The organism is Pseudomonas sp. BBP2017, assembly GCF_003024385.1.
GTDB lineage: Bacteria > Pseudomonadota > Gammaproteobacteria > Pseudomonadales > Pseudomonadaceae > Aquipseudomonas.
Map to the genome: position 1 here is coordinate 34564 of NZ_PVZN01000012.1, position 17865 is coordinate 52428.

At 60.8% G+C, this 17865-nt stretch carries 18 protein-coding genes; 8 read left to right on the plus strand and 10 right to left on the minus strand.

All coding sequences use genetic code 11. The annotated features are described in order from the left end of the window. The first annotated feature begins 17 nt into the window (after positions 1–17). Positions 18–755 carry a 1-(5-phosphoribosyl)-5-[(5-phosphoribosylamino)methylideneamino]imidazole-4-carboxamide isomerase gene (gene hisA / locus C6382_RS15575; protein WP_007921811.1) on the plus strand — a complete coding sequence of 246 codons (738 nt, stop codon included), beginning with the start codon at positions 18–20 and terminating at the stop codon, positions 753–755. Positions 756–765: 10 nt separating this feature from the next. Next, positions 766–1536, plus strand: coding sequence for an imidazole glycerol phosphate synthase subunit HisF (hisF, locus tag C6382_RS15580; protein ID WP_107025299.1), 771 nt, complete (start codon positions 766–768; stop codon positions 1534–1536). Positions 1537–1628: 92 nt separating this feature from the next. Here hisF and choV read toward each other — a convergent pair whose 3' ends face one another. The 3 genes from choV to C6382_RS15595 form a co-directional block, all read right to left on the minus strand. Beyond that, a complete protein-coding gene (gene choV, locus C6382_RS15585) occupies positions 1629–2807 on the minus strand; it encodes a choline ABC transporter ATP-binding protein (RefSeq protein ID WP_107025300.1) in 1179 nt (392 codons plus the stop codon). Further along, positions 2804–3652 (minus strand): choline ABC transporter permease subunit, encoded by an 849-nt coding sequence (gene choW / locus C6382_RS15590; protein ID WP_174242343.1) that lies wholly within the window; start codon positions 3650–3652, stop codon positions 2804–2806. The genes choV and choW overlap by 4 nt, the downstream gene beginning before the upstream one ends. 66 nt (positions 3653–3718) lie before the next feature. Continuing rightward, on the minus strand, positions 3719–4666 hold the full coding sequence (locus C6382_RS15595; RefSeq protein ID WP_107025301.1) for a choline ABC transporter substrate-binding protein: 948 nt from the start codon (positions 4664–4666) through the stop codon (positions 3719–3721). Positions 4667–5115: 449 nt separating this feature from the next. Between C6382_RS15595 and C6382_RS15600 the strand changes: the two genes are divergently transcribed. Together C6382_RS15600 and C6382_RS15605 are read left to right on the plus strand one after the other, a co-directional pair. Continuing rightward, on the plus strand, positions 5116–6492 hold the full coding sequence (locus C6382_RS15600) for an L-serine ammonia-lyase (protein WP_107025302.1): 1377 nt from the start codon (positions 5116–5118) through the stop codon (positions 6490–6492). A 394-nt stretch (positions 6493–6886) separates the two neighbouring features. Then, positions 6887–7990: a GlxA family transcriptional regulator gene (locus tag C6382_RS15605; protein ID WP_107025303.1), complete on the plus strand. Its 1104-nt coding sequence runs from the start codon at positions 6887–6889 to the stop codon at positions 7988–7990. Between the two features lie 93 nt (positions 7991–8083). On the opposite strand, the gene C6382_RS15610 is transcribed toward C6382_RS15605, so the two are convergent. The 5 genes from C6382_RS15610 to choX all read right to left on the minus strand — a co-directional run bounded on the left by C6382_RS15610 (position 8084) and on the right by choX (position 11923). Next, positions 8084–8338 (minus strand): hypothetical protein, encoded by a 255-nt coding sequence (locus tag C6382_RS15610; protein WP_107025304.1) that lies wholly within the window; start codon positions 8336–8338, stop codon positions 8084–8086. A 202-nt stretch (positions 8339–8540) separates the two neighbouring features. Continuing rightward, entirely contained in the window at positions 8541–9041 is a 501-nt protein-coding gene (locus C6382_RS15615; RefSeq protein ID WP_107025305.1) for a thioesterase family protein, read from the minus strand. Between the two features lie 13 nt (positions 9042–9054). Then, the gene (locus tag C6382_RS15620) at positions 9055–10020 is read right to left on the minus strand and encodes an L-carnitine dehydrogenase (RefSeq protein ID WP_107025306.1); all 966 of its coding nucleotides are present in this window, start codon (positions 10018–10020) and stop codon (positions 9055–9057) included. A gap of 15 nt (positions 10021–10035) precedes the next feature. After that, positions 10036–10920, minus strand: a complete 885-nt coding sequence (locus C6382_RS15625; RefSeq protein WP_107025307.1) for a 3-keto-5-aminohexanoate cleavage protein — start codon at positions 10918–10920, stop codon at positions 10036–10038. Between the two features lie 58 nt (positions 10921–10978). Continuing rightward, the gene (gene choX, locus C6382_RS15630; RefSeq protein WP_107025308.1) at positions 10979–11923 is read right to left on the minus strand and encodes a choline ABC transporter substrate-binding protein; all 945 of its coding nucleotides are present in this window, start codon (positions 11921–11923) and stop codon (positions 10979–10981) included. 171 nt (positions 11924–12094) lie between these two features. Here choX and C6382_RS15635 point away from each other — a divergent pair, with 171 nt between their 5' ends. Then, a complete protein-coding gene (locus C6382_RS15635) occupies positions 12095–13054 on the plus strand; it encodes a GlxA family transcriptional regulator (RefSeq protein WP_107025394.1) in 960 nt (319 codons plus the stop codon). Here C6382_RS15635 and C6382_RS15640 read toward each other — a convergent pair. Continuing rightward, positions 13041–13460: a DUF3010 family protein gene (locus C6382_RS15640; protein ID WP_107025309.1), complete on the minus strand. Its 420-nt coding sequence runs from the start codon at positions 13458–13460 to the stop codon at positions 13041–13043. The two genes, C6382_RS15635 and C6382_RS15640, sit on opposite strands and share 14 nt — an antisense overlap. 7 nt (positions 13461–13467) lie before the next feature. Beyond that, entirely contained in the window at positions 13468–13875 is a 408-nt protein-coding gene (locus C6382_RS15645; protein WP_107025310.1) for a lysozyme inhibitor LprI family protein, read from the minus strand. 244 nt (positions 13876–14119) lie between these two features. On the opposite strand from C6382_RS15645, the gene C6382_RS15650 reads away from it, so the two are divergent. The 3 genes from C6382_RS15650 (at position 14120) to dgcA (ending at position 17779) form a co-directional block, all read left to right on the plus strand. After that, positions 14120–15097, plus strand: coding sequence for a dipeptidase (locus tag C6382_RS15650; RefSeq protein ID WP_107025311.1), 978 nt, complete (start codon positions 14120–14122; stop codon positions 15095–15097). A gap of 75 nt (positions 15098–15172) precedes the next feature. Then, positions 15173–15703 (plus strand): 4-vinyl reductase, encoded by a 531-nt coding sequence (locus C6382_RS15655; RefSeq protein WP_107025312.1) that lies wholly within the window; start codon positions 15173–15175, stop codon positions 15701–15703. A 15-nt stretch (positions 15704–15718) separates the two neighbouring features. Then, positions 15719–17779: a dimethylglycine demethylation protein DgcA gene (dgcA, locus tag C6382_RS15660; RefSeq protein WP_107025313.1), complete on the plus strand. Its 2061-nt coding sequence runs from the start codon at positions 15719–15721 to the stop codon at positions 17777–17779. The last annotated feature ends 86 nt before the right edge of the window (positions 17780–17865 follow it).

Below are 17865 nucleotides of genomic sequence, written 5' to 3' on the forward strand. Positions count from 1 at the left end.
ATAGACAGGTTTTGCAGATGCTGATTATCCCCGCTATCGATCTCAAGGACGGTGCTTGCGTACGCCTGCGCCAAGGCCGCATGGAAGATTCCACGGTTTTCTCCGACGACCCGGTGAGCATGGCCGCCAAGTGGGTCGAGGGCGGCTGCCGTCGTCTGCATCTGGTTGACCTCAACGGTGCCTTCGAAGGCCAGCCGGTCAACGGTGAAGTGGTGACCGCGATTGCCAAGCGCTACCCGAACCTGCCGATCCAGATCGGCGGTGGTATCCGTTCGCTGGAAACCATCGAGCACTACGTCAAAGCCGGTGTCAGCTACGTGATCATCGGTACCAAAGCGGTGAAAGAGCCTGAGTTCGTCGCCGAAGCCTGCCGCGCGTTCCCGGGCAAAGTCATTGTCGGTCTGGACGCCAAAGACGGCTTTGTCGCCACCGACGGCTGGGCTGAAGTCAGCTCGGTGCAGGTCATTGACCTGGCCAAGCGTTTTGAAGCCGACGGCGTCTCGGCCATCGTCTACACCGACATCGCCAAAGACGGCATGATGCAAGGCTGCAACGTGCCTTTTACCGCTGCCCTGGCCGCTGCCACCAAGATCCCGGTCATCGCCTCCGGCGGTATCCACAACCTGGGTGACATCAAGGCCCTGCTCGACGCCAAGGCGCCGGGCATCATCGGCGCGATCACCGGTCGTGCGATCTACGAAGGCACCCTGGATGTCGCCGAGGCGCAAGCCTTCTGCGACAGCTACCAAGGCTGAGGACTCCGACATGGCACTGGCCAAGCGCATCATCCCTTGCCTGGACGTGGACAACGGCCGTGTGGTCAAGGGCGTCAAGTTCGAGAACATCCGCGATGCCGGTGACCCGGTGGAAATCGCCCGGCGCTACGATGAGCAGGGTGCTGACGAAATCACCTTCCTCGACATCACCGCCAGCGTCGATGGTCGTGATACCACCCTGCATACCGTCGAGCGCATGGCCAGCCAGGTGTTCATCCCGCTGACCGTAGGCGGTGGCGTGCGTACCGTGCAAGACATCCGCAACCTGCTCAATGCCGGTGCCGACAAAGTCTCGATCAACACCGCTGCAGTGTTCAACCCGGAGTTCGTTGGCGAAGCTGCCGCGCACTTTGGCTCGCAGTGCATCGTGGTAGCCATCGATGCCAAGAAGGTTTCCGGCCCGGGCGAAACCCCGCGCTGGGAGATCTTCACCCACGGTGGTCGCAAGCCGACCGGCCTGGACGCGGTGGAGTGGGCAAAGAAGATGGAGGGTCTGGGTGCCGGTGAGATCCTGCTGACCAGCATGGATCAGGACGGCATGAAGAATGGCTTTGACCTGGGCGTGACCCGGGCCATCAGCGATGCCCTCGGCATTCCGGTGATTGCTTCCGGTGGTGTGGGCAACCTGCAGCACCTGGCTGACGGGATTGTTGAAGGCCATGCCAGCGCGGTGCTGGCGGCGAGTATCTTCCACTTCGGTGAGTACACGGTGCCGGAGGCCAAGGCTTTCATGGCCAAGCAGGGAATTGTCGTACGCTGAATCTGCGAGGGCTTTGCCCTCGATCGCCGGCAATGCCGGCTCCTACAGGTGACCTGTGTGTAGGAGCCGGCATTGCCGGCGATCGTTCTACCTCAACCGAGATTCTTGCCCAACAGCGCGTGATACAACTCGCTGTCACCGAGAATCCCCACCACCGTATTACCTTCCTGCAGCACCAGTTTGTTACCAGTCTGATAACGGATCTGCAGGGCCTCACGCATACCGATGCTGGCGCTGACCAGAGTCGGCTTGCGCCCCAACCCCTCCACCGCTTCCCCCGGTGCCCAGTTCTGCAGGTCCATACCCGTAGCGCCCTGACGTGCACCTTTGATGGTGTTGCCTTCGGCCAGATCCAGCCACGAGTCGCCACCCGGATCGATGCACACCGAACCATTGATGCGCTTGCACTTGTCCAGGGTGCGCATCAGGCTGCGGCCACACAGGACGTTGAGCGGGTTGGTGTGGGCGACGAAGGTCCGTACATATTCGTCGGCCGGGTTGAGGACGATCTCTTCGGGCTTGCTGTACTGGATGATCTTGCCGTCTTTCATGATGGCGATCCGACTGCCCAGCTTCAGTGCTTCGTCCAGGTCATGACTGACGAAGACGATGGTCTTGCTCAGCTTGCGTTGCAGCTCCAGTAGTTCGTCCTGCAGGCCTTGACGGATCAGCGGGTCGAGGGCGGAGAAGGGCTCGTCCATCAGCAGGATGTCGGCGTCCATGGCCAGGGCACGGGCGAGGCCTACGCGTTGCTGCATGCCGCCCGAGAGCTCATCGGGTTTCTTGTTGCGCCACTGCGTCAGGCCGACCAGTTCGAGCTTCTCCTCGACCAGCTTGCGCCGCTCTTTCTCTGGGCGTCCCTGCATTTCCAGGCCGAAGCTGATGTTCTCGCGTACCGTCAGCCAGGGCATCAGGGCGAACTTCTGGAACACCATGGCGATGCGCTTGGTGCGCATCATCTTCAGCTCCGCCGGGGTGCAATGGGCGATGTCGATATGCGAGCCTTCGTGCTCGACGAACAATTTACCGCGGCTGACGGTATTGAGGCCGTTGATGCAGCGCAGCAAGCTCGACTTGCCCGAACCGGACAGGCCCATCAGCACGCAGATCTCGCCTTTATTGATATCCAGGTTGGCCTTTTCCACGCCGACTACCAACCCGGTTTTCTTCAGGATCTGCTCCCGCGAAAGGCCTTGGTCTAGCAGGCTGAGGGCCTCACGCGGTCGGTTGGAGAAGATAACGTCTACATCTTCGAAGCGAATAATGCTCATGCTTCACTCCTTACCGGTACGTCGGGTTGTTTGCAGATACGGTCGAGCATGATCGCCAGCAGTACGATCGCCAGACCCGCTTCGAAGCCCAAGGCAATATCGGCAGTGTTTAGTGCGTTGACTACAGGTTTGCCCAAGCCATCAGCGCCCACCAGGGCGGCAATCACCACCATCGACAGTGACAACATGATGCATTGGGTGACGCCGGCGGCGATGCTCGGCATGGCATGCGGCAGTTCGATGCGTGACAGCAGTTGGCGGCGTGAGCAGCCGAATGCCTTGCCGGCATCGAGCAGTTCCTGGGGCACATCACAGATGCCCAGGTAGGTCAGGCGGATCGGCGCGGCGATGGCGAACACCACCGTCGAGATCAGCCCGGGGACCACGCCCAGACCGAACAGGGTCAGGGTCGGGATCAGGTACACAAAGGTGGGTACCGTCTGCATCAGGTCGAGGACCGGGCGCATGGCGGTATAGAACATCGGTTTGTGCGCGGCGAGGATGCCCAGCGGTACGCCGATGGCCACGCAGACCAGGGTGGCGAACAGCACCTGGGCCAGGGTTTCCATGGTCTCCTGCCAGTAACCGAGGTTGAGGATCAGCAGGAATGACAGCACGCAGAAAGCGGTCAGCGCCCATTTGCGCTGGATCAGGTGCGCGATCACTGCAATCAGGCCGATCAGGACGAAGGGATTGAACCAGGTCAGTGCCCCGGTTACACCGTGAATCATGTATTCCAGTGCCGCAGCGAAAGCATCGAAGTAGTTGGCGCCGTGTTGCGTCAACCATTCAACGAAGCCTGCGATGTACTGGCCCAGAGGGAGTTTTTCATCGATCAGCATGATAGCGAGCGTCCACCTGCAAAAAATTGAAGACAGCCTGCGGCGGGGCCAGCCCGCCGCAGGCAGTGCTTACTGCGTCAGTTTGGCCTTGGCCGCCTCCAGGCCCGGTTTGCCGTCAACGGTGGTAACCCCTGCCAGCCAGGTATCGAGTACCTGAGGGTTGTTCTTCAGCCAGGCCCTGGCTGCTGCGTCGGGTTTCATTTTGTCGTCCAGGACGTTGCCCATCAGGGTGCTTTCCATGTCCAGGGTGAAGGACAGGTTTTTCAGCAACTGACCGACGTTGCTGCATTCCTGCGCATAGCCCTTGCGGGTATTGGTCAGTACCGTGGCCTTACCATATTCGGGGCCGAAGAAATCATCGCCACCGTCCAGGTACTTCATCTTGAATCGGGTGTTCATCGGATGCGGTTCCCAGCCCAGGAACACCACCGCAGTGTCGCGGCGCTGGGCACGTTCAACCTGTGAAAGCATGCCAGCCTCACTGGACTCGACCACCTTGAAACCGGCGTCCTTGAGGCCGAAGGCGTTCTTGTCGATCATGCTCTGGATGGTGCGGTTACCATCGTTGCCCGGCTCGATGCCGTAGATCTTGCCGTCGAGTTCCTTCTTGAACTTGGCAATGTCGGCGAAGCTTTTCAGGCCCTTGTCATACAGCGCCTGCGGCACGGCCAGGGTGTACTTGGCGTTTTCAAGGTTGGCCCGTACGGTTTCCACCGTACCGGCATCACGGTACTGCTTGATGTCGTTTTCCATGGTCGGCATCCAGTTGCCGAGGAAAACATCCATATTCTTGCCGTCGGCCAGCGATTTGTAGGTCACCGGCACCGAAATCATGGTGGTCTTGGTTTTGTAGCCCAGCGACTGCAGCACCACGCTGGTAACCGCGGTGGTCACAGTGATATCGGTCCAGCCGACATCGGAGAAGTTGACGGTATGACACTGCTCAGGCTCGGCGGCCTGGGCCAGCAGCGGCACACTCAGTAGCGCGGTCAGCAATAGCGAGGGTGAACCTTTCATGCAATGGACTCCTGATGTTTTCTCTCGGATGTCCCGCAGGACCGCCGTGCTTTATGGTTTGCATTCGGTCGGACCTGACTATCGGGCGATAGCGGGACAGGTGCCGTGCAATCGAGTCGATACCGATCATCTAACAGCGAAAATCAAACGCCTACAGGGTGCGTCGTATCCAGTACAGACAGGGTCGCATCCAGTGTCGATGAAGTCGTTTACAGATTTTTCTCAGGCCGTAAACGTGGTTTTGCTGCTTCTGCAGCGCAAAAAACGGCGCAGAAACGGTCGTGACAGCTGGCGGCGTTGCTGGGCAAGAACGCGTCGGTTGTAGACGTCAGAAGTCCGCTGAAAAGCCTGATGATGCGCGAATTCGGCGGATTGCCGCCTATTTAGCGTAGCAGTTGCAACGCCCTTGGCCTGGCTTGGGGGGGCTGCTCAATCAGGAGGTAGGTGGCATGGCCATCAGTGTGTTCGACCTGTTCAAGATTGGCGTCGGCCCATCCAGCTCTCATACCGTCGGGCCCATGCGTGCCGCGGCGTTGTTCGTCCAGGGTTTGCGTGAACGCGATGAACTCGAACAGGTGCGCCGCATCGAGGTGCGCCTGTACGGTTCGTTGTCGGCCACGGGTATCGGTCACGGCAGCGACAATGCAGTGATCATGGGCCTGATGGGCGAATGGCCGGATGCGATCGACCCGTCGCAAATCGCCCCACGCATCGCTGCACTGCGCGAAACAGACACCTTGCTGCTCGATGGTCGACTGCACGTCGGCTTTGTCTGGGCGCGCGACATGCGGTTGCTCGACGAGAACCTGCCTTATCACCCCAACGCCATGACCCTGATCGCTGAAGGCGCGGTGGGCGAGCTGCATCGCGATACCTATTACTCGGTTGGCGGCGGCTTTGTGGTGGATGCGGCGCAGGCCGCCAGTGGTGTGCTGGACGCCGACAACACCGTGCTTCCCTACGATTTCAACAGCGCTGCGCAGCTGCTGGAACTGTGCAAGAAAAACGACCTGCGCGTGTCGCAACTGATGCTGGAAAACGAGAAGGTCTGGCGTAGCGAGGCGGAGATTCGCGCCGGCTTGCTCACGCTCTGGCATGCCATGCAGGCCTGTGTCGAAAACGGTCTGAAATATGAAGGGATTCTGCCTGGCGGGCTGAACGTGAAACGCCGGGCGGCCAAGCTCTATCGCAGCCTGCAGGAGTTGAACAAGCCCAATGTGATTGGCTCGACTTTAAGCGCCATGGAGTGGGTCAACCTCTACGCCCTGGCGGTCAATGAGGAAAACGCGGCCGGTGGGCGCATGGTCACGGCGCCGACCAATGGCGCGGCCGGGATCATCCCGGCGGTGCTGCATTACTACATGCGCTTCAGCGACGAGGTCAGCGAAGCCTGTGTGGTCGACTTCTTCCTGGCCGCGGCGGCGGTGGGCATCTTGTGCAAGAAAAACGCGTCGATCTCCGGCGCCGAGGTGGGCTGTCAGGGCGAGGTCGGTTCGGCCTGTGCGATGGCGGCGGCGGGGCTTGCCGAAGTGCTCGGGGCGACCCCGGCACAGCTTGAGAATGCTGCTGAAATCGGTCTTGAACACAACCTCGGGCTCACCTGCGATCCGGTCGGCGGGCTGGTTCAGGTGCCATGCATCGAACGCAATGCCATTGCCGCAGTAAAGGCGATCAATGCCGCACAGATGGCGCTGCGTGGTGACGGTGAACACTTCATCTCGCTCGACCGGGTGATTCGCACCATGCGCGACACTGGTGCCGACATGCATGATAAATACAAGGAAACCTCACGCGGAGGTTTGGCGGTAAACGCCATCGAGTGTTGATCCTGTCTGCGCCGTTTCTGCCCATGCGTGCCACCTTTTAGCGCGCTGTTCGATATTCCCTCGATAAACAGCTGTCACCCCAGCCAATGGCGCCTGGGGTGACACATCGTTGATGTCGTTTCTGGGCATCCTTCCCACAAGTGCTACCGAATTGCTCATGTTTCCTACGCAGCGGCGCTAGCACGGTCCTTCGCGTTTAAAACCCGTTCTCGGAACAAAGGCCACGTAGACGCTGCGCGACGTCGTTTTTGGGTTTTATTGAATGCCCATTCAATTTCAGGCATGGCATTTGCGTTGTGATTGGCAAAGCCCCTGCATTCGAATCGGGGCCATGACAAAAAAAAAGCCCGTGCCTGCCTGAGGCGCACCCTGCATTGTGTGAGGAGATACCGCGATGACGTCGTACAACTCCGGGACCCCAACCCAGAACCGCACACCCCAATCCATCGGCTTTCTGCTGCTGGATAACTTCACCCTCATCTCCCTGGCCTCTGCAGTCGAACCGCTGCGCATGGCCAACCAGCTGTCCGGCCGCGAGCTGTATCGCTGGAGCACTTTGAGTGTTGATGGTGGTCAGGTCTGGGCCAGCGACGGCTTGCAGATCACCCCGGATGCGGCCATGCACAAGGCGCCTCCCCTGGACACAGTGATTGTCTGCGGCGGTATTGGCATTCAGCGCACCGTGACCCGCGAGCACGTGACCTGGCTGCAAAGCCAGGCCCGCCAGTCGCGGCGTCTGGGAGCGGTATGCACAGGCAGCTGGGCGCTGGCGTGCGCCGGCTTGCTCGACGGGTTTGATTGCAGCGTGCACTGGGAATGCCTGGCGGCGATGCAGGAAGCTTTCCCGCGGGTGAGCATGAGTACCCGGTTGTTCACCCTCGACCGTAATCGCTTTACCAGCTCCGGTGGGACTGCGCCGCTGGACATGATGCTGCACCTGATCAGCCGCGATCATGGCCGCGAGCTGTCGGCAGCGATCTCCGAGATGTTCGTCTACGAGCGCATTCGCAACGAGCAGGACCACCAGCGCGTGCCACTCAAGCACATGCTTGGCACCAACCAGCCGAAGCTGCAGGAAATCGTTGCGCTGATGGAAGCCAACCTGGAAGAGCCGATCGACCTGGATGAGCTGGCGGTGTATGTGTCGGTGTCGCGTCGCCAGCTTGAGCGCCTGTTCCAGAAGTACCTGCACTGCTCGCCGTCGCGTTATTACCTGAAGCTGCGCCTGATTCGCGCCCGGCAACTGCTCAAGCAGACGCCGATGTCGATCATCGAAGTGGCATCGGTGTGCGGCTTTGTCTCTACGCCGCATTTCTCCAAGTGCTACCGCGAGTACTTCGGTATTCCGCCGCGAGATGAGCGTGTGGGTTCCAATACGGCGCAACAGGTGGCGATGATGCCGATTCCACAGGCATTGGTGCTGTCGCCGCTGGCCGGGCCGATGTCGGCGTTGAGCCAGGCGCGTAATGAGTCGACGTTTGCCAGTGTAAGGCTCTAGGCGAGGCTTGCTGTGGGAGCGGGCTTGCCCCGCGATTGCGATCTGTCAGTTACATCGCATCGCGGGGCAAGCCCGCTCCCACAGGCGATGCTTTCAGCGATTCTTGAACTGCGCCAACGCCGGCAACAGCTGCTGTTCGATCGCCTGACGCACAGCGGGCAGGATGGTCGCATTGCCGCTGTACATCTGCTCAACCATGCCCTTCAGGGCCTTGGCCCGTGGTTCACTCAAGCCCCGCACCGCGTACTCGCAGGCCTGTTCGGCGCTGGCGTCGGCCGGCATCTCGAAACCCAGGGCGCGCAACTGGCCCAGCAGGTCGTCTTGATCAATCAAATCCGCATGCATCATGGTTGTTGTCCTTGTTTGCAGGTGTGATCGTCAGTCGATTCTGTGGGCAGTGGTGCAGGGCGGCAAGAACAGAATGTCGTAATGGCTGCTTTACCTAAGAACAGGTCGTTTTCGGGCAAATCGACGGGCAAGGGAGGCTGCACACTGAGGCCATGCACAGAAAAGGAAGGTTTGGTCACCGTCCGCTTCAGCCCCGGTTGCTTCACGGCTCCGGGGTTATTTTTTGCTGCTGATCGCGGGGCAAGGCAATCACCCGGCCAACAAACTCGGCCGCTGGCAGGTCAATCTGCTCATCAACGATTCCCTGCAAGCGCTCCGCCACCTCAGGCGCAAATGGCGCCGAACGCGGCCCAGCCAGGTCTACATGCAACAGCATCTGCTCACTGGCCGCCAGCGCCTCTTCAAAGCCTTCACGGTGCAGGCTGTGGTACAGGTGCAGGCGCTTGCGATCAAAGCCGATGACCTGTGTCTGCACCCACACCCGGGTACCCAGCTTCACCTCATGCAGGTAGTTCAGATGGCATTCCAGGGTAAACAGCGAGTTGCCGCTGGCGCTGCGGTTGTCGCTATCAAGGCCGATGCGGTCCATGAAGGCATCGGTGGCGTAACTGAAGATCAGCAGATAGAAGGCATCGCGCAGATGCCCGTTGTAATCGACCCAGTCCGCCTGGACTGGGGTTTGATAGGTGATCAGTGCGGGCATCCGAGGGCTCCGGTCAGTCGTTGAAGGCCATGCCGTGCTTGGCCTTGGTGGTTTTTACCGCCTCCAGCACGGCCAGCAGGCAATCATCACGATAGCGTTCCAGCGAACTGATGCTGCGTTCACCGAGTTGTTCACTGGTGCCTTCGACCACAGCGTCGATCAAGCCGTCAGTCAGCTCCGGCGCCGGCAGGTAGGTCCACGGCAGTTGCAGCGCCGGGCCGAACTGCGCCATGAAGTGGCGCATACCGGCATCGCCACCGGCCAGGGTGTAGGTGAGGAAGGTGCCCATGAATGACCAGCGCAAGCCGGCGCCAAAGCGAATGGCATCGTCGATCTCGCCGGTGGTAGCCACGCCGTCGTTGACCAGATGCAGGGCTTCGCGCCACAGCGCTTCGAGCAGACGGTCGGCGATAAAACCGGGGACTTCCTTGCGTACATGCAGTGGACGCATGCCCAAAGCGCTGTAGACCGTTTTAGCTGCCTCGATGGCTTCAGGTGCGGTCTTGTTACTGCCGACGATTTCCACCAGTGGCAACAGGTACACCGGGTTGAACGGGTGGCCGACCACGCAGCGTTCAGGATGGCTCGCCGATTCGTAGAACTCACTGGGCAGCAGGCCAGAGGTGCTGGAGCCGATCAGTGCGTTGGGCTTGGCCGCAGCGCTGATCTTGCTGTGCAGGTCGAGTTTGAGGTCGAGGCGCTCCGGGGCGCTTTCCTGGATAAAGTCGGCATCGCGTACACACTCCTCGATGGTGGCGACGAAGCGCAGACGATTTTGTCCAGCGCCGGGCGCCAGGCCCTGTTTTTCCAGGGCTGGCCAGGCATTGGCGACACGTTTGCGCAGTGCCGCTTCAGCGCCGGGCGCCGGGTCCCAGGCCACCACGTCCAGACCGTGAGCCAGGGCGCGGGCGACCCAGCCGCTGCCGATCACGCCGCTACCCAGGGCTGCAAACGTCTTGATCTCGGTGATAAAGCTCATCTTCAACTCCTTCAATCAGCGACGGCTCAGGTTCATTTTTGTGCGGCCTTCAGCCGGGGTAAGTACCCGTGCGCCGAGCCGACTGAGGATTTCTGTGGCGCGTTCAACCAATTGACCGTTGCTGGCCAGCACGCCCTTGTCCAGGTACAGGTTGTCTTCCAGGCCCACGCGTACGTTGCCGCCAAGCAGCACGGCTTGCGCGGCCATCGGCATTTGCATGCGGCCGATGCCGAAACCGGCCCAGGTAACGCCTGCGGGCAAGTTGTCGACCATGGCTTTCATGGTCGTGGTGTCGGCCGGTGCGCCCCAGGGAATGCCCAGGCACAGCTGGAACAATGGATCGTCGAGCAGGCCTTCCTTGATCATCTGTTTGGCGAACCACAGGTGGCCGGTATCGAAAATTTCCAGTTCGGCTTTGACGCCCAGCTCGGTGATGCGCTTGGCACCAGCGCGCAGTTGGGCCGGGGTTGAGACATAAATGCTGTTGCCATCGCCGAAATTGAGGGTGCCGCAGTCCAGGGTGCAGATCTCCGGCAGCAGTGCCTCGACATGGGCCAGGCGCTCTAGCGGGCCGATCAGGTCGGTGCCGGCGCCGAACTCCAGGGGTGTTTCGCCTGGGCCGATCTCCAGGTCGCCACCCATGCCGGCAGTGAGGTTGACGATGATGTCCACGTCGGCTTCGCGGATGCGCTCCATCACTTCGCGGTACAGCGCGACATCGCGACTGAAGCGACCGGTTTGCGGGTCACGGACGTGGCAATGGACCACGGTGGCACCGGCTTTGGCCGCTTCCACGGCGGCGGCGGCGATTTGTTTGGGGGTGACGGGGACCAGGTGGCTCTTGCTGGCGGTGTCACCGGCGCCGGTCAGGGCGCAGGTGATAATGACGTCGTGGTTCATGTGCGGTTTCCTTCGGGCGTGTTGGGGCCATCGCGGGCTTGCCCCGCGATACGGTCTGTCAGTTGGAGGTGAGCTTGAGGTTGTCGGCCGCAGGCTTGCCGTCGAAGGTGGTCACCCCTTCGAGCCACCGGGCCTTGTCCTCGGGGTGGTCCTGAAGCCACTGACGGGCAGATGCCAGGGCGTCCTTGTGATCGAGCAGCGGTTGCATCATGCGGCTCTCATCTTCGGCAGTGAATTTCAGGTTGCTCAGCAGACGGTTGGCATTCGGGCAGCGTTCGGCGTAATCCGGGGCAGTGACAGTCCACACTGTGGCACGGCCTTCATCCGGGCCCAGGGCGTCTTCGCTGCCGCTAAGGTAGGCCATGTCGATGTTGACGTTCATCGGATGCGGCGCCCAGCCGAAGAACACCACGGCTTCCTTGCGCCGTACGGCGCGGTCGACGGCGGCGAGCATCCCGGCTTCGCTGGATTCGACCAGCTGGAACTTGCCCAGGCCAAACTGGTTCTTGCTGATCATCGCCTTGATCTGGGTGTTGGCGCCGGAGCCGGGTTCGATGCCATAGATCTTGCCGCCCAGCTCCTTTTCAAATTTTGCGATGTCGGCGAAGGTTTTCAGGCCCTTGTCGGCCAGGTATTTGGGCACAGCGAGGGTCGCGCGGGCGTCGTTCAGGCTGGGTTGGTCGAGGACCTTGACCTGCCTGGCGTCGATGAAGGGCGTGATGGTCTGGGTCATGATCGGGTTCCAGTAGCCGAGGAACATGTCCAGGCGCTGGTCGCGGATACCGGCGAAGATGATCTGTTGCGAAGCGCTGGTCTGCTTGGTCTTGTAACCGAGGCCGTCGAGCAGCACCTGGGTCATGGCGCTGGTGGCCATCACGTCGGTCCAGTTGACCACGCCAAGGCGCACGTTCTTGCATACGGCCGGTTCGGCGGCCATTACGTTGGTGCTGAGGATTGCGGTACCGACGAGCGTCAGCAGGCTACGGCTGATCAATCTGTTCATGGTGGCTCCTCCAACGGCAGTTCTAATTGTTATAGGGGGCGGCCTCTGCGTGCCGTGCTGATCAAACTACGCGCACCGTAACGGGAAAATACGCACCCTGGCGACCAGCACTTGCACAGTGGCGACCTGCAGGGTATTAACCGCAGACCCGTGGCCGTCGAGTCGTTCGCTATGCCCCAGGATTTCTACTTTCTGTTGCTCCCCGGATTTTCCGCGCTCGGCTTTATCTCGGCGATCGAACCGCTGCGGGTGGCCAACCGCTTTCGTGGCGGGTTGTACCGCTGGCAGGTGTTGAGCATAGAGGGCGGGGCGGTGCAGGCCAGCAATGGCATGTCGGTCAACGCCGATGGCGCGCTGCAGCCGTTGGCCAAAGGCACAACCCTGCTGGTGGTGGCCGGATTCGAACCGCTGGACAGTTTCAGCCCGGCGCTGCAGCACTGGCTGCGCAAGCTCGATCACGAAGGTGTCGTGCTTGGCGGTATCGACACCGGTACTGTGGTGTTGGCTGAAGCCGGTCTGCTCGATGGTTACCGGGTGACCCTGCACTGGGAGGCGCTGGAGGCGTTCAAGGAGTCCTATCCACAGCTGCAGGCAACCCAGGAACTGTTCGAGGTCGATCGACGGCGCATTACTTCGGCCGGGGGCACAGCGTCGATTGACCTGATGCTGGATCTGATCGCCCAGGCTCACGGGCCAGAGCTGGCGATCCAGGTGTCCGAGCAGTTCGTGCTGGGGCGCATTCGCCCGCGCCAGGATCACCAGCGCATGCAGATCGCCTCACGTTACGGCATCAGCAACAAGAAACTGGTGCAGGTGATCGGCGAAATGGAGCGCAACACCGAGCAACCGCTCAATACCCTGGTGCTGGCCGAGTCGGTACAGGTAACCCGGCGTCAGCTGGAGCGCTTGTTCCGCCTGTACCTGCACGACACCCCCAGCGGTTTCTACCTGCGCTTGCGCCTGGACAAGGCGCGGCAACTGCTGCGCCAGACTGATATGAGTGTGCTGGAGGTGAGTATTGCCTGCGGTTTCGAGTCAGCGTCGTACTTCACCCGCTGCTACCGGGCGCGTTTCGAGTGTTGCCCGCGGGAGGACCGCAAGGCCCGGGCCGCGAACCTCAGCGGCGCTTGAGCAACAGCGCGCAGGCGCTCTTGAAGGCTTCGTGCTGGTACTTGTTCAACGAAGCGGGCAGTTCGATGTTGTGTTTCTTGGCCTGAGCGCTGACGGTCTGTGGTGAAACCAGCTCCACTTCACAATTGTCCAGCAACTGCAGCACGCCTTCGATCTTGAAGGTGGTCGGGCCGCCAGCGAAATCGCCTTTCTTGCTGCGCTTTTTGATCGCCAGGTGGCTGATACCGTGTTCAGTGATGAACTGCCGGGCCTGGCTGGCGAAGGCTTTGACGTTGTCCGCCTGTTCATCGTCTTCCAGACCGATTTTTTTCGTCGCCAAGGCAACATGCACCGGGCTTGCGCCGTCCAGCGTGGCGACGGCGAGCAGCGCTTCGCTGCCTTTGATTTCAATTCCGCAGATTTTCATGCTGTTCTCAATCGGAGTTTTGCAGACCCAGGGACTGCAGGTATTCGGAGCGGTCGTCGCTACGTTGGGCCAGGCAGGTATTCAGGGTCGCGTCGAAGGCTTTGCCGGGTTTTTCGTCGAAGGTTTCGACCTTGCAGTCGGCATCGCGCAGCTGTTTCCACAACGTTTCGGCGTCGTTCAGGCGTTTGCTGACTTCACTGATCTTCGCGTCCTGCCCGGCATATTGTTCCTTGATGCGATCCAGCAGGTCGGTAAACGCAGCGTTGAGCTCACGTTCGGCGCTGGTGCGGCTGAACAGCGCGCAGTCGTAGTTCTGCTGATCGGTCTCGACGTTGTCGCACGGCGTACTGTCTTCTTCACTGGCGTGGGCCCCCAAGGCCAGAGCCGCCAGAACCAGCCATACCATCGATTTCATTCAATCATCCTCCCCAGGGAACATGGGCGCCGATTCTCGCTCAGCGCCGCAGCAAAGAACAGGGTAGCCGCTAGCCCTGTTACCCTCCGAATGAAACTTGCGAGAGCCCTTTGTCGCGCTTTGACGCTTTCGGCAATTCCCCTGTCGTTTTTGCATCTTAGCGACCTGGCCCCTAGGCATATGCTGGCCCCAAAGCGCCGGCAGACGATTCGGCGCAGGTAATGCCAATAAAGGGGACAGCCTGATGAGCCCAGCCGAATTACACGCCGACAGCATCGTTATCGACGGGCTGATCATTGCCAAATGGAACCGCGAGCTGTTCGAAGACATGCGCAAGGGTGGCCTGACGGCGGCCAACTGCACCGTGTCGGTCTGGGAAGGCTTCCAGGCCACGGTCAACAACATTGCCGCCAGCCAGAAACTGATTCGCGAAAACGGCGACCTGGTTATGCCGGTGCGTACCACCGCCGACATCCGCAAGGCCAAGGAACTAGGCAAGACCGGCATCCTCTTCGGCTTCCAGAACGCTCACGCTTATGAAGACCAGATCGGTTATGTCGAGGTGTTCAAGCAGCTCGGCGTCGGTATCGTGCAGATGTGCTACAACACCCAGAACCTGGTCGGTACCGGTTGCTACGAGCGCGACGGCGGCCTGTCGGGCTTCGGTCGTGAAATTGTCGCGGAAATGAACCGCGTCGGGGTTATGTGCGACCTGTCCCATGTCGGTTCCAAGACCTCCGAAGAAGTCATCCTCGAATCGAAAAAGCCGGTGTGCTATTCCCACTGCCTGCCTTCCGGGCTCAAGGAGCACCCGCGCAACAAGTCTGATGAAGAGCTCAAGTTCATTGCCGATCATGGCGGCTTCGTTGGCGTGACCATGTTCGCGCCGTTCCTGGCCAAAGGCATCGACTCGACCATCGACGACTATGCCGAAGCCATTGAGTACACCATGAACATCGTTGGCGAAGACGCCATCGGTATCGGCACCGACTTCACCCAGGGCCACGGCCAGGACTTCTTCGAGTACCTGACCCACGACAAGGGCTACGCCAGGCGCCTGACCAACTTCGGCAAGATCATCAACCCGCTGGGCATCCGCACCGTGGGCGAGTTCCCCAACCTCACCGAGACCCTGCTCAAGCGCGGCCATAGCGAGCGCGTGGTGCGCAAGATCATGGGCGAGAACTGGGTCAACGTGCTCAAGGATGTCTGGGGCGAATAAGCCGCCAGTAACCGTCTTCCGACCCCTGCCACAGGCGCAGGGGCAGCCAACCAAAATTTCTGGAGTTGAGTTTCCATGGCCAAGATCGCCCCGCAATTGCCTATCGAAGTCGACAGCGAAACCGGTGTCTGGACCAGCGATGCCCTGCCGATGCTGTATGTGCCACGGCATTTCTTCGTCAACAACCACATGGGCATCGAGGAAGTGCTGGGCGCTGAAGCCTATGCCGAGATCCTCTACAAGGCCGGCTACAAGTCCGCCTGGCACTGGTGCGAGAAAGAAGCTGAATGCCACGGTCTGGAAGGCGTGGCGGTGTTCGAGCACTACATGAAGCGCCTGTCGCAACGCGGCTGGGGCCTGTTCAAGATCCAGGATATCGACCTGGAAAAAGGCACTGCCAGCGTCAAGCTTGAGCACTCGGCGTTCGTCTATGTGTACGGCAAGGTCGGGCGCAAGGTCGACTACATGTTCACCGGCTGGTTCGCCGGCGCCATGGACCAGATCCTGGCAGCGCGCGGCAGCAAGATTCGCACGGTCGCCGAGCAGGTCTACGGCGGTTCGGAAGAAGGCCACGACGACGGCCTGTTCATCGTCAAGCCGCTGTAAGTCGAGGATCTCGCCATGGCTTTCGAAGCAATGTTCCAGCCGATCCAGATCGGCAAACTGACCATCCGCAACCGCGTATTGAGCACTGCCCACGCCGAGGTCTACGCCACCGACGGCGGCATGACCACTGCGCGCTACATCAAATACTACGAAGAGAAGGCCAAGGGCGGCCTGGGCCTGGCCATTTGTGGCGGCTCCTCGGTGGTGGCTATCGATAGTCCGCAGGAATGGTGGGCCTCGGTGAACCTGTCGACCGACCGGATCATCCCGCACTTCCAGAACCTGGCCGACGCCATGCACAAGCACGGCGCCAAGATCATGATCCAGATTACCCATATGGGCCGTCGCTCGCGCTGGGACGGCTTCAACTGGCCGACCCTGATGTCACCTTCGGGGATCCGTGAACCGGTGCACCGCGCGACGTGCAAGACCATCGAGCCGGAGGAGATCTGGCGGGTGATCGGCAACTACGCACAAGCCGCGCGCCGGGCCAAAGAGGGCGGTCTGGACGGCGTCGAGCTGTCGGCGGTGCACCAGCACATGATCGACCAGTTCTGGAGCCCGCGAGTCAACAAACGTACCGACGAATGGGGCGGCAGCTTTGAGGGCCGGATGAAGTTTGGCCTGGAAGTGCTCAAGGCCGTGCGTGCCGAAGTCGGCCCGGATTTCTGCGTCGGCATGCGTATCTGTGGTGACGAATTTCATCCCGATGGCCTCAGCCACGAGGACATGAAGGAAATCGCCAAGTACTACGATGCCACCGGCATGCTCGACTTCTTCGGGGTCATCGGTTCGGGCTGCGATACCCACAACACCCTGGCCAACGTTATCCCCAATATGAGTTATCCACCGGAGCCGTTCCTGCACCTGGCGGCTGGGATCAAGGAAGTGGTCAAAGTCCCGGTGCTGCACGCGCAGAACATCAAGGACCCGAACCAGGCCACACGTATTCTTGAAGGCGGCTATGTCGACATGGTCGGCATGACCCGCGCACATATCGCCGACCCGCACCTGATCGCCAAGATCAAGATGGGTCAAGTCGACCAGATCAAGCAGTGCGTCGGTGCCAACTACTGCATCGACCGCCAGTACCAGGGCCTGGATGTGCTGTGCATTCAGAACGCCGCGACTTCCCGTGAATACATGGGGGTGCCGCACATCATCGAGAAATCCACCGGGCCCAAGCGCAAGGTGGTGGTGGTTGGCGCAGGTCCGGCAGGGATGGAAGCGGCGCGGGTATCGGCCGAGCGTGGCCACGACGTGACCCTGTTCGAGAAGAAGGACGCCATCGGCGGCCAGATCAGCATCGCCGCCAAGGCGCCACAACGTGATCAGATCGCCGGTATCACCCGCTGGTATCAACTGGAGCTGGCGCGCCTGAAGGTCGACCTGCGTCTGGGCACCGCTGCCGATATCGACACCATCAAGGACCTGCGTCCTGACGTGATCGTGCTGGCGGTGGGCGGTCATCCGTTCCTGGAGCAGAACGAGCACTGGGGCGCGGCCGAAGGCCTGGTGGTCAGCAGCTGGGACGTGCTCGACGGCAAGGTGGCGCCGGGCAAGAACGTGCTGGTCTACGACACCATTTGCGAATTCACCGGCATGTCGGTGGCCGACTACATCGCCGACAAAGGCAGCCAGGTCGAGATCGTCACCGACGACATCAAGCCGGGCGTGGCCATTGGCGGTACGTCATTCCCGACCTACTACCGCAGCATGTACCCCAAGGAAGTGATCATGACCGGCGACCTGGCGCTGGAAAAGGTCTACCGCGAGGGCGACAAGCTGGTGGCGGTGCTGGAGAACGAATACACCGGCGCCAAAGAGGAGCGGGTGGTCGACCAAGTGGTGATCGAGAACGGTGTACGGCCGGACGAAGCGCTCTACTACGGGCTCAAGGAAGGTTCGCGCAACAAGGGCCAGATTGATGTCGAGGCACTCTTCGCGATCCAGCCGCAGCCGATCCTCAGTCAATCGGGCGAAGGCTACTTGCTGTATCGCATCGGTGACTGCGTGGCCCAACGCAACACCCATGCCGCGATCTACGACGCCTTGCGCCTGTGCAAGGACTTCTGATCGACCCCTGTGGGAGCGGGCTTGCCCCGCGATAGCCATGTAGCTGACACACCGCTATCGCGGGGCAAGCCCCCTCCAACAGTGTC

What these genes read in the sequence shown, in the direction of transcription:
- hisA (WP_007921811.1), top strand. Translation starts at nt 18, where the DNA reads ATGCTGATTATCCCCGCTATCGATCTCAAGGACGGTGCTTGCGTACGC.
- hisF (WP_107025299.1), top strand. Translation starts at nt 766, where the DNA reads ATGGCACTGGCCAAGCGCATCATCCCTTGCCTGGACGTGGACAACGGC.
- choV (WP_107025300.1), bottom strand. Translation starts at nt 2,807, where the DNA reads ATGAGCATTATTCGCTTCGAAGATGTAGACGTTATCTTCTCCAACCGA.
- C6382_RS15595 (WP_107025301.1), bottom strand. Translation starts at nt 4,666, where the DNA reads ATGAAAGGTTCACCCTCGCTATTGCTGACCGCGCTACTGAGTGTGCCG.
- C6382_RS15600 (WP_107025302.1), top strand. Translation starts at nt 5,116, where the DNA reads ATGGCCATCAGTGTGTTCGACCTGTTCAAGATTGGCGTCGGCCCATCC.
- C6382_RS15605 (WP_107025303.1), top strand. Translation starts at nt 6,887, where the DNA reads ATGACGTCGTACAACTCCGGGACCCCAACCCAGAACCGCACACCCCAA.
- C6382_RS15610 (WP_107025304.1), bottom strand. Translation starts at nt 8,338, where the DNA reads ATGATGCATGCGGATTTGATTGATCAAGACGACCTGCTGGGCCAGTTG.
- C6382_RS15615 (WP_107025305.1), bottom strand. Translation starts at nt 9,041, where the DNA reads ATGCCCGCACTGATCACCTATCAAACCCCAGTCCAGGCGGACTGGGTC.
- C6382_RS15620 (WP_107025306.1), bottom strand. Translation starts at nt 10,020, where the DNA reads ATGAGCTTTATCACCGAGATCAAGACGTTTGCAGCCCTGGGTAGCGGC.
- C6382_RS15625 (WP_107025307.1), bottom strand. Translation starts at nt 10,920, where the DNA reads ATGAACCACGACGTCATTATCACCTGCGCCCTGACCGGCGCCGGTGAC.
- choX (WP_107025308.1), bottom strand. Translation starts at nt 11,923, where the DNA reads ATGAACAGATTGATCAGCCGTAGCCTGCTGACGCTCGTCGGTACCGCA.
- C6382_RS15635 (WP_107025394.1), top strand. Translation starts at nt 12,095, where the DNA reads ATGCCCCAGGATTTCTACTTTCTGTTGCTCCCCGGATTTTCCGCGCTC.
- C6382_RS15640 (WP_107025309.1), bottom strand. Translation starts at nt 13,460, where the DNA reads ATGAAAATCTGCGGAATTGAAATCAAAGGCAGCGAAGCGCTGCTCGCC.
- C6382_RS15645 (WP_107025310.1), bottom strand. Translation starts at nt 13,875, where the DNA reads ATGAAATCGATGGTATGGCTGGTTCTGGCGGCTCTGGCCTTGGGGGCC.
- C6382_RS15650 (WP_107025311.1), top strand. Translation starts at nt 14,120, where the DNA reads ATGAGCCCAGCCGAATTACACGCCGACAGCATCGTTATCGACGGGCTG.
- C6382_RS15655 (WP_107025312.1), top strand. Translation starts at nt 15,173, where the DNA reads ATGGCCAAGATCGCCCCGCAATTGCCTATCGAAGTCGACAGCGAAACC.
- dgcA (WP_107025313.1), top strand. Translation starts at nt 15,719, where the DNA reads ATGGCTTTCGAAGCAATGTTCCAGCCGATCCAGATCGGCAAACTGACC.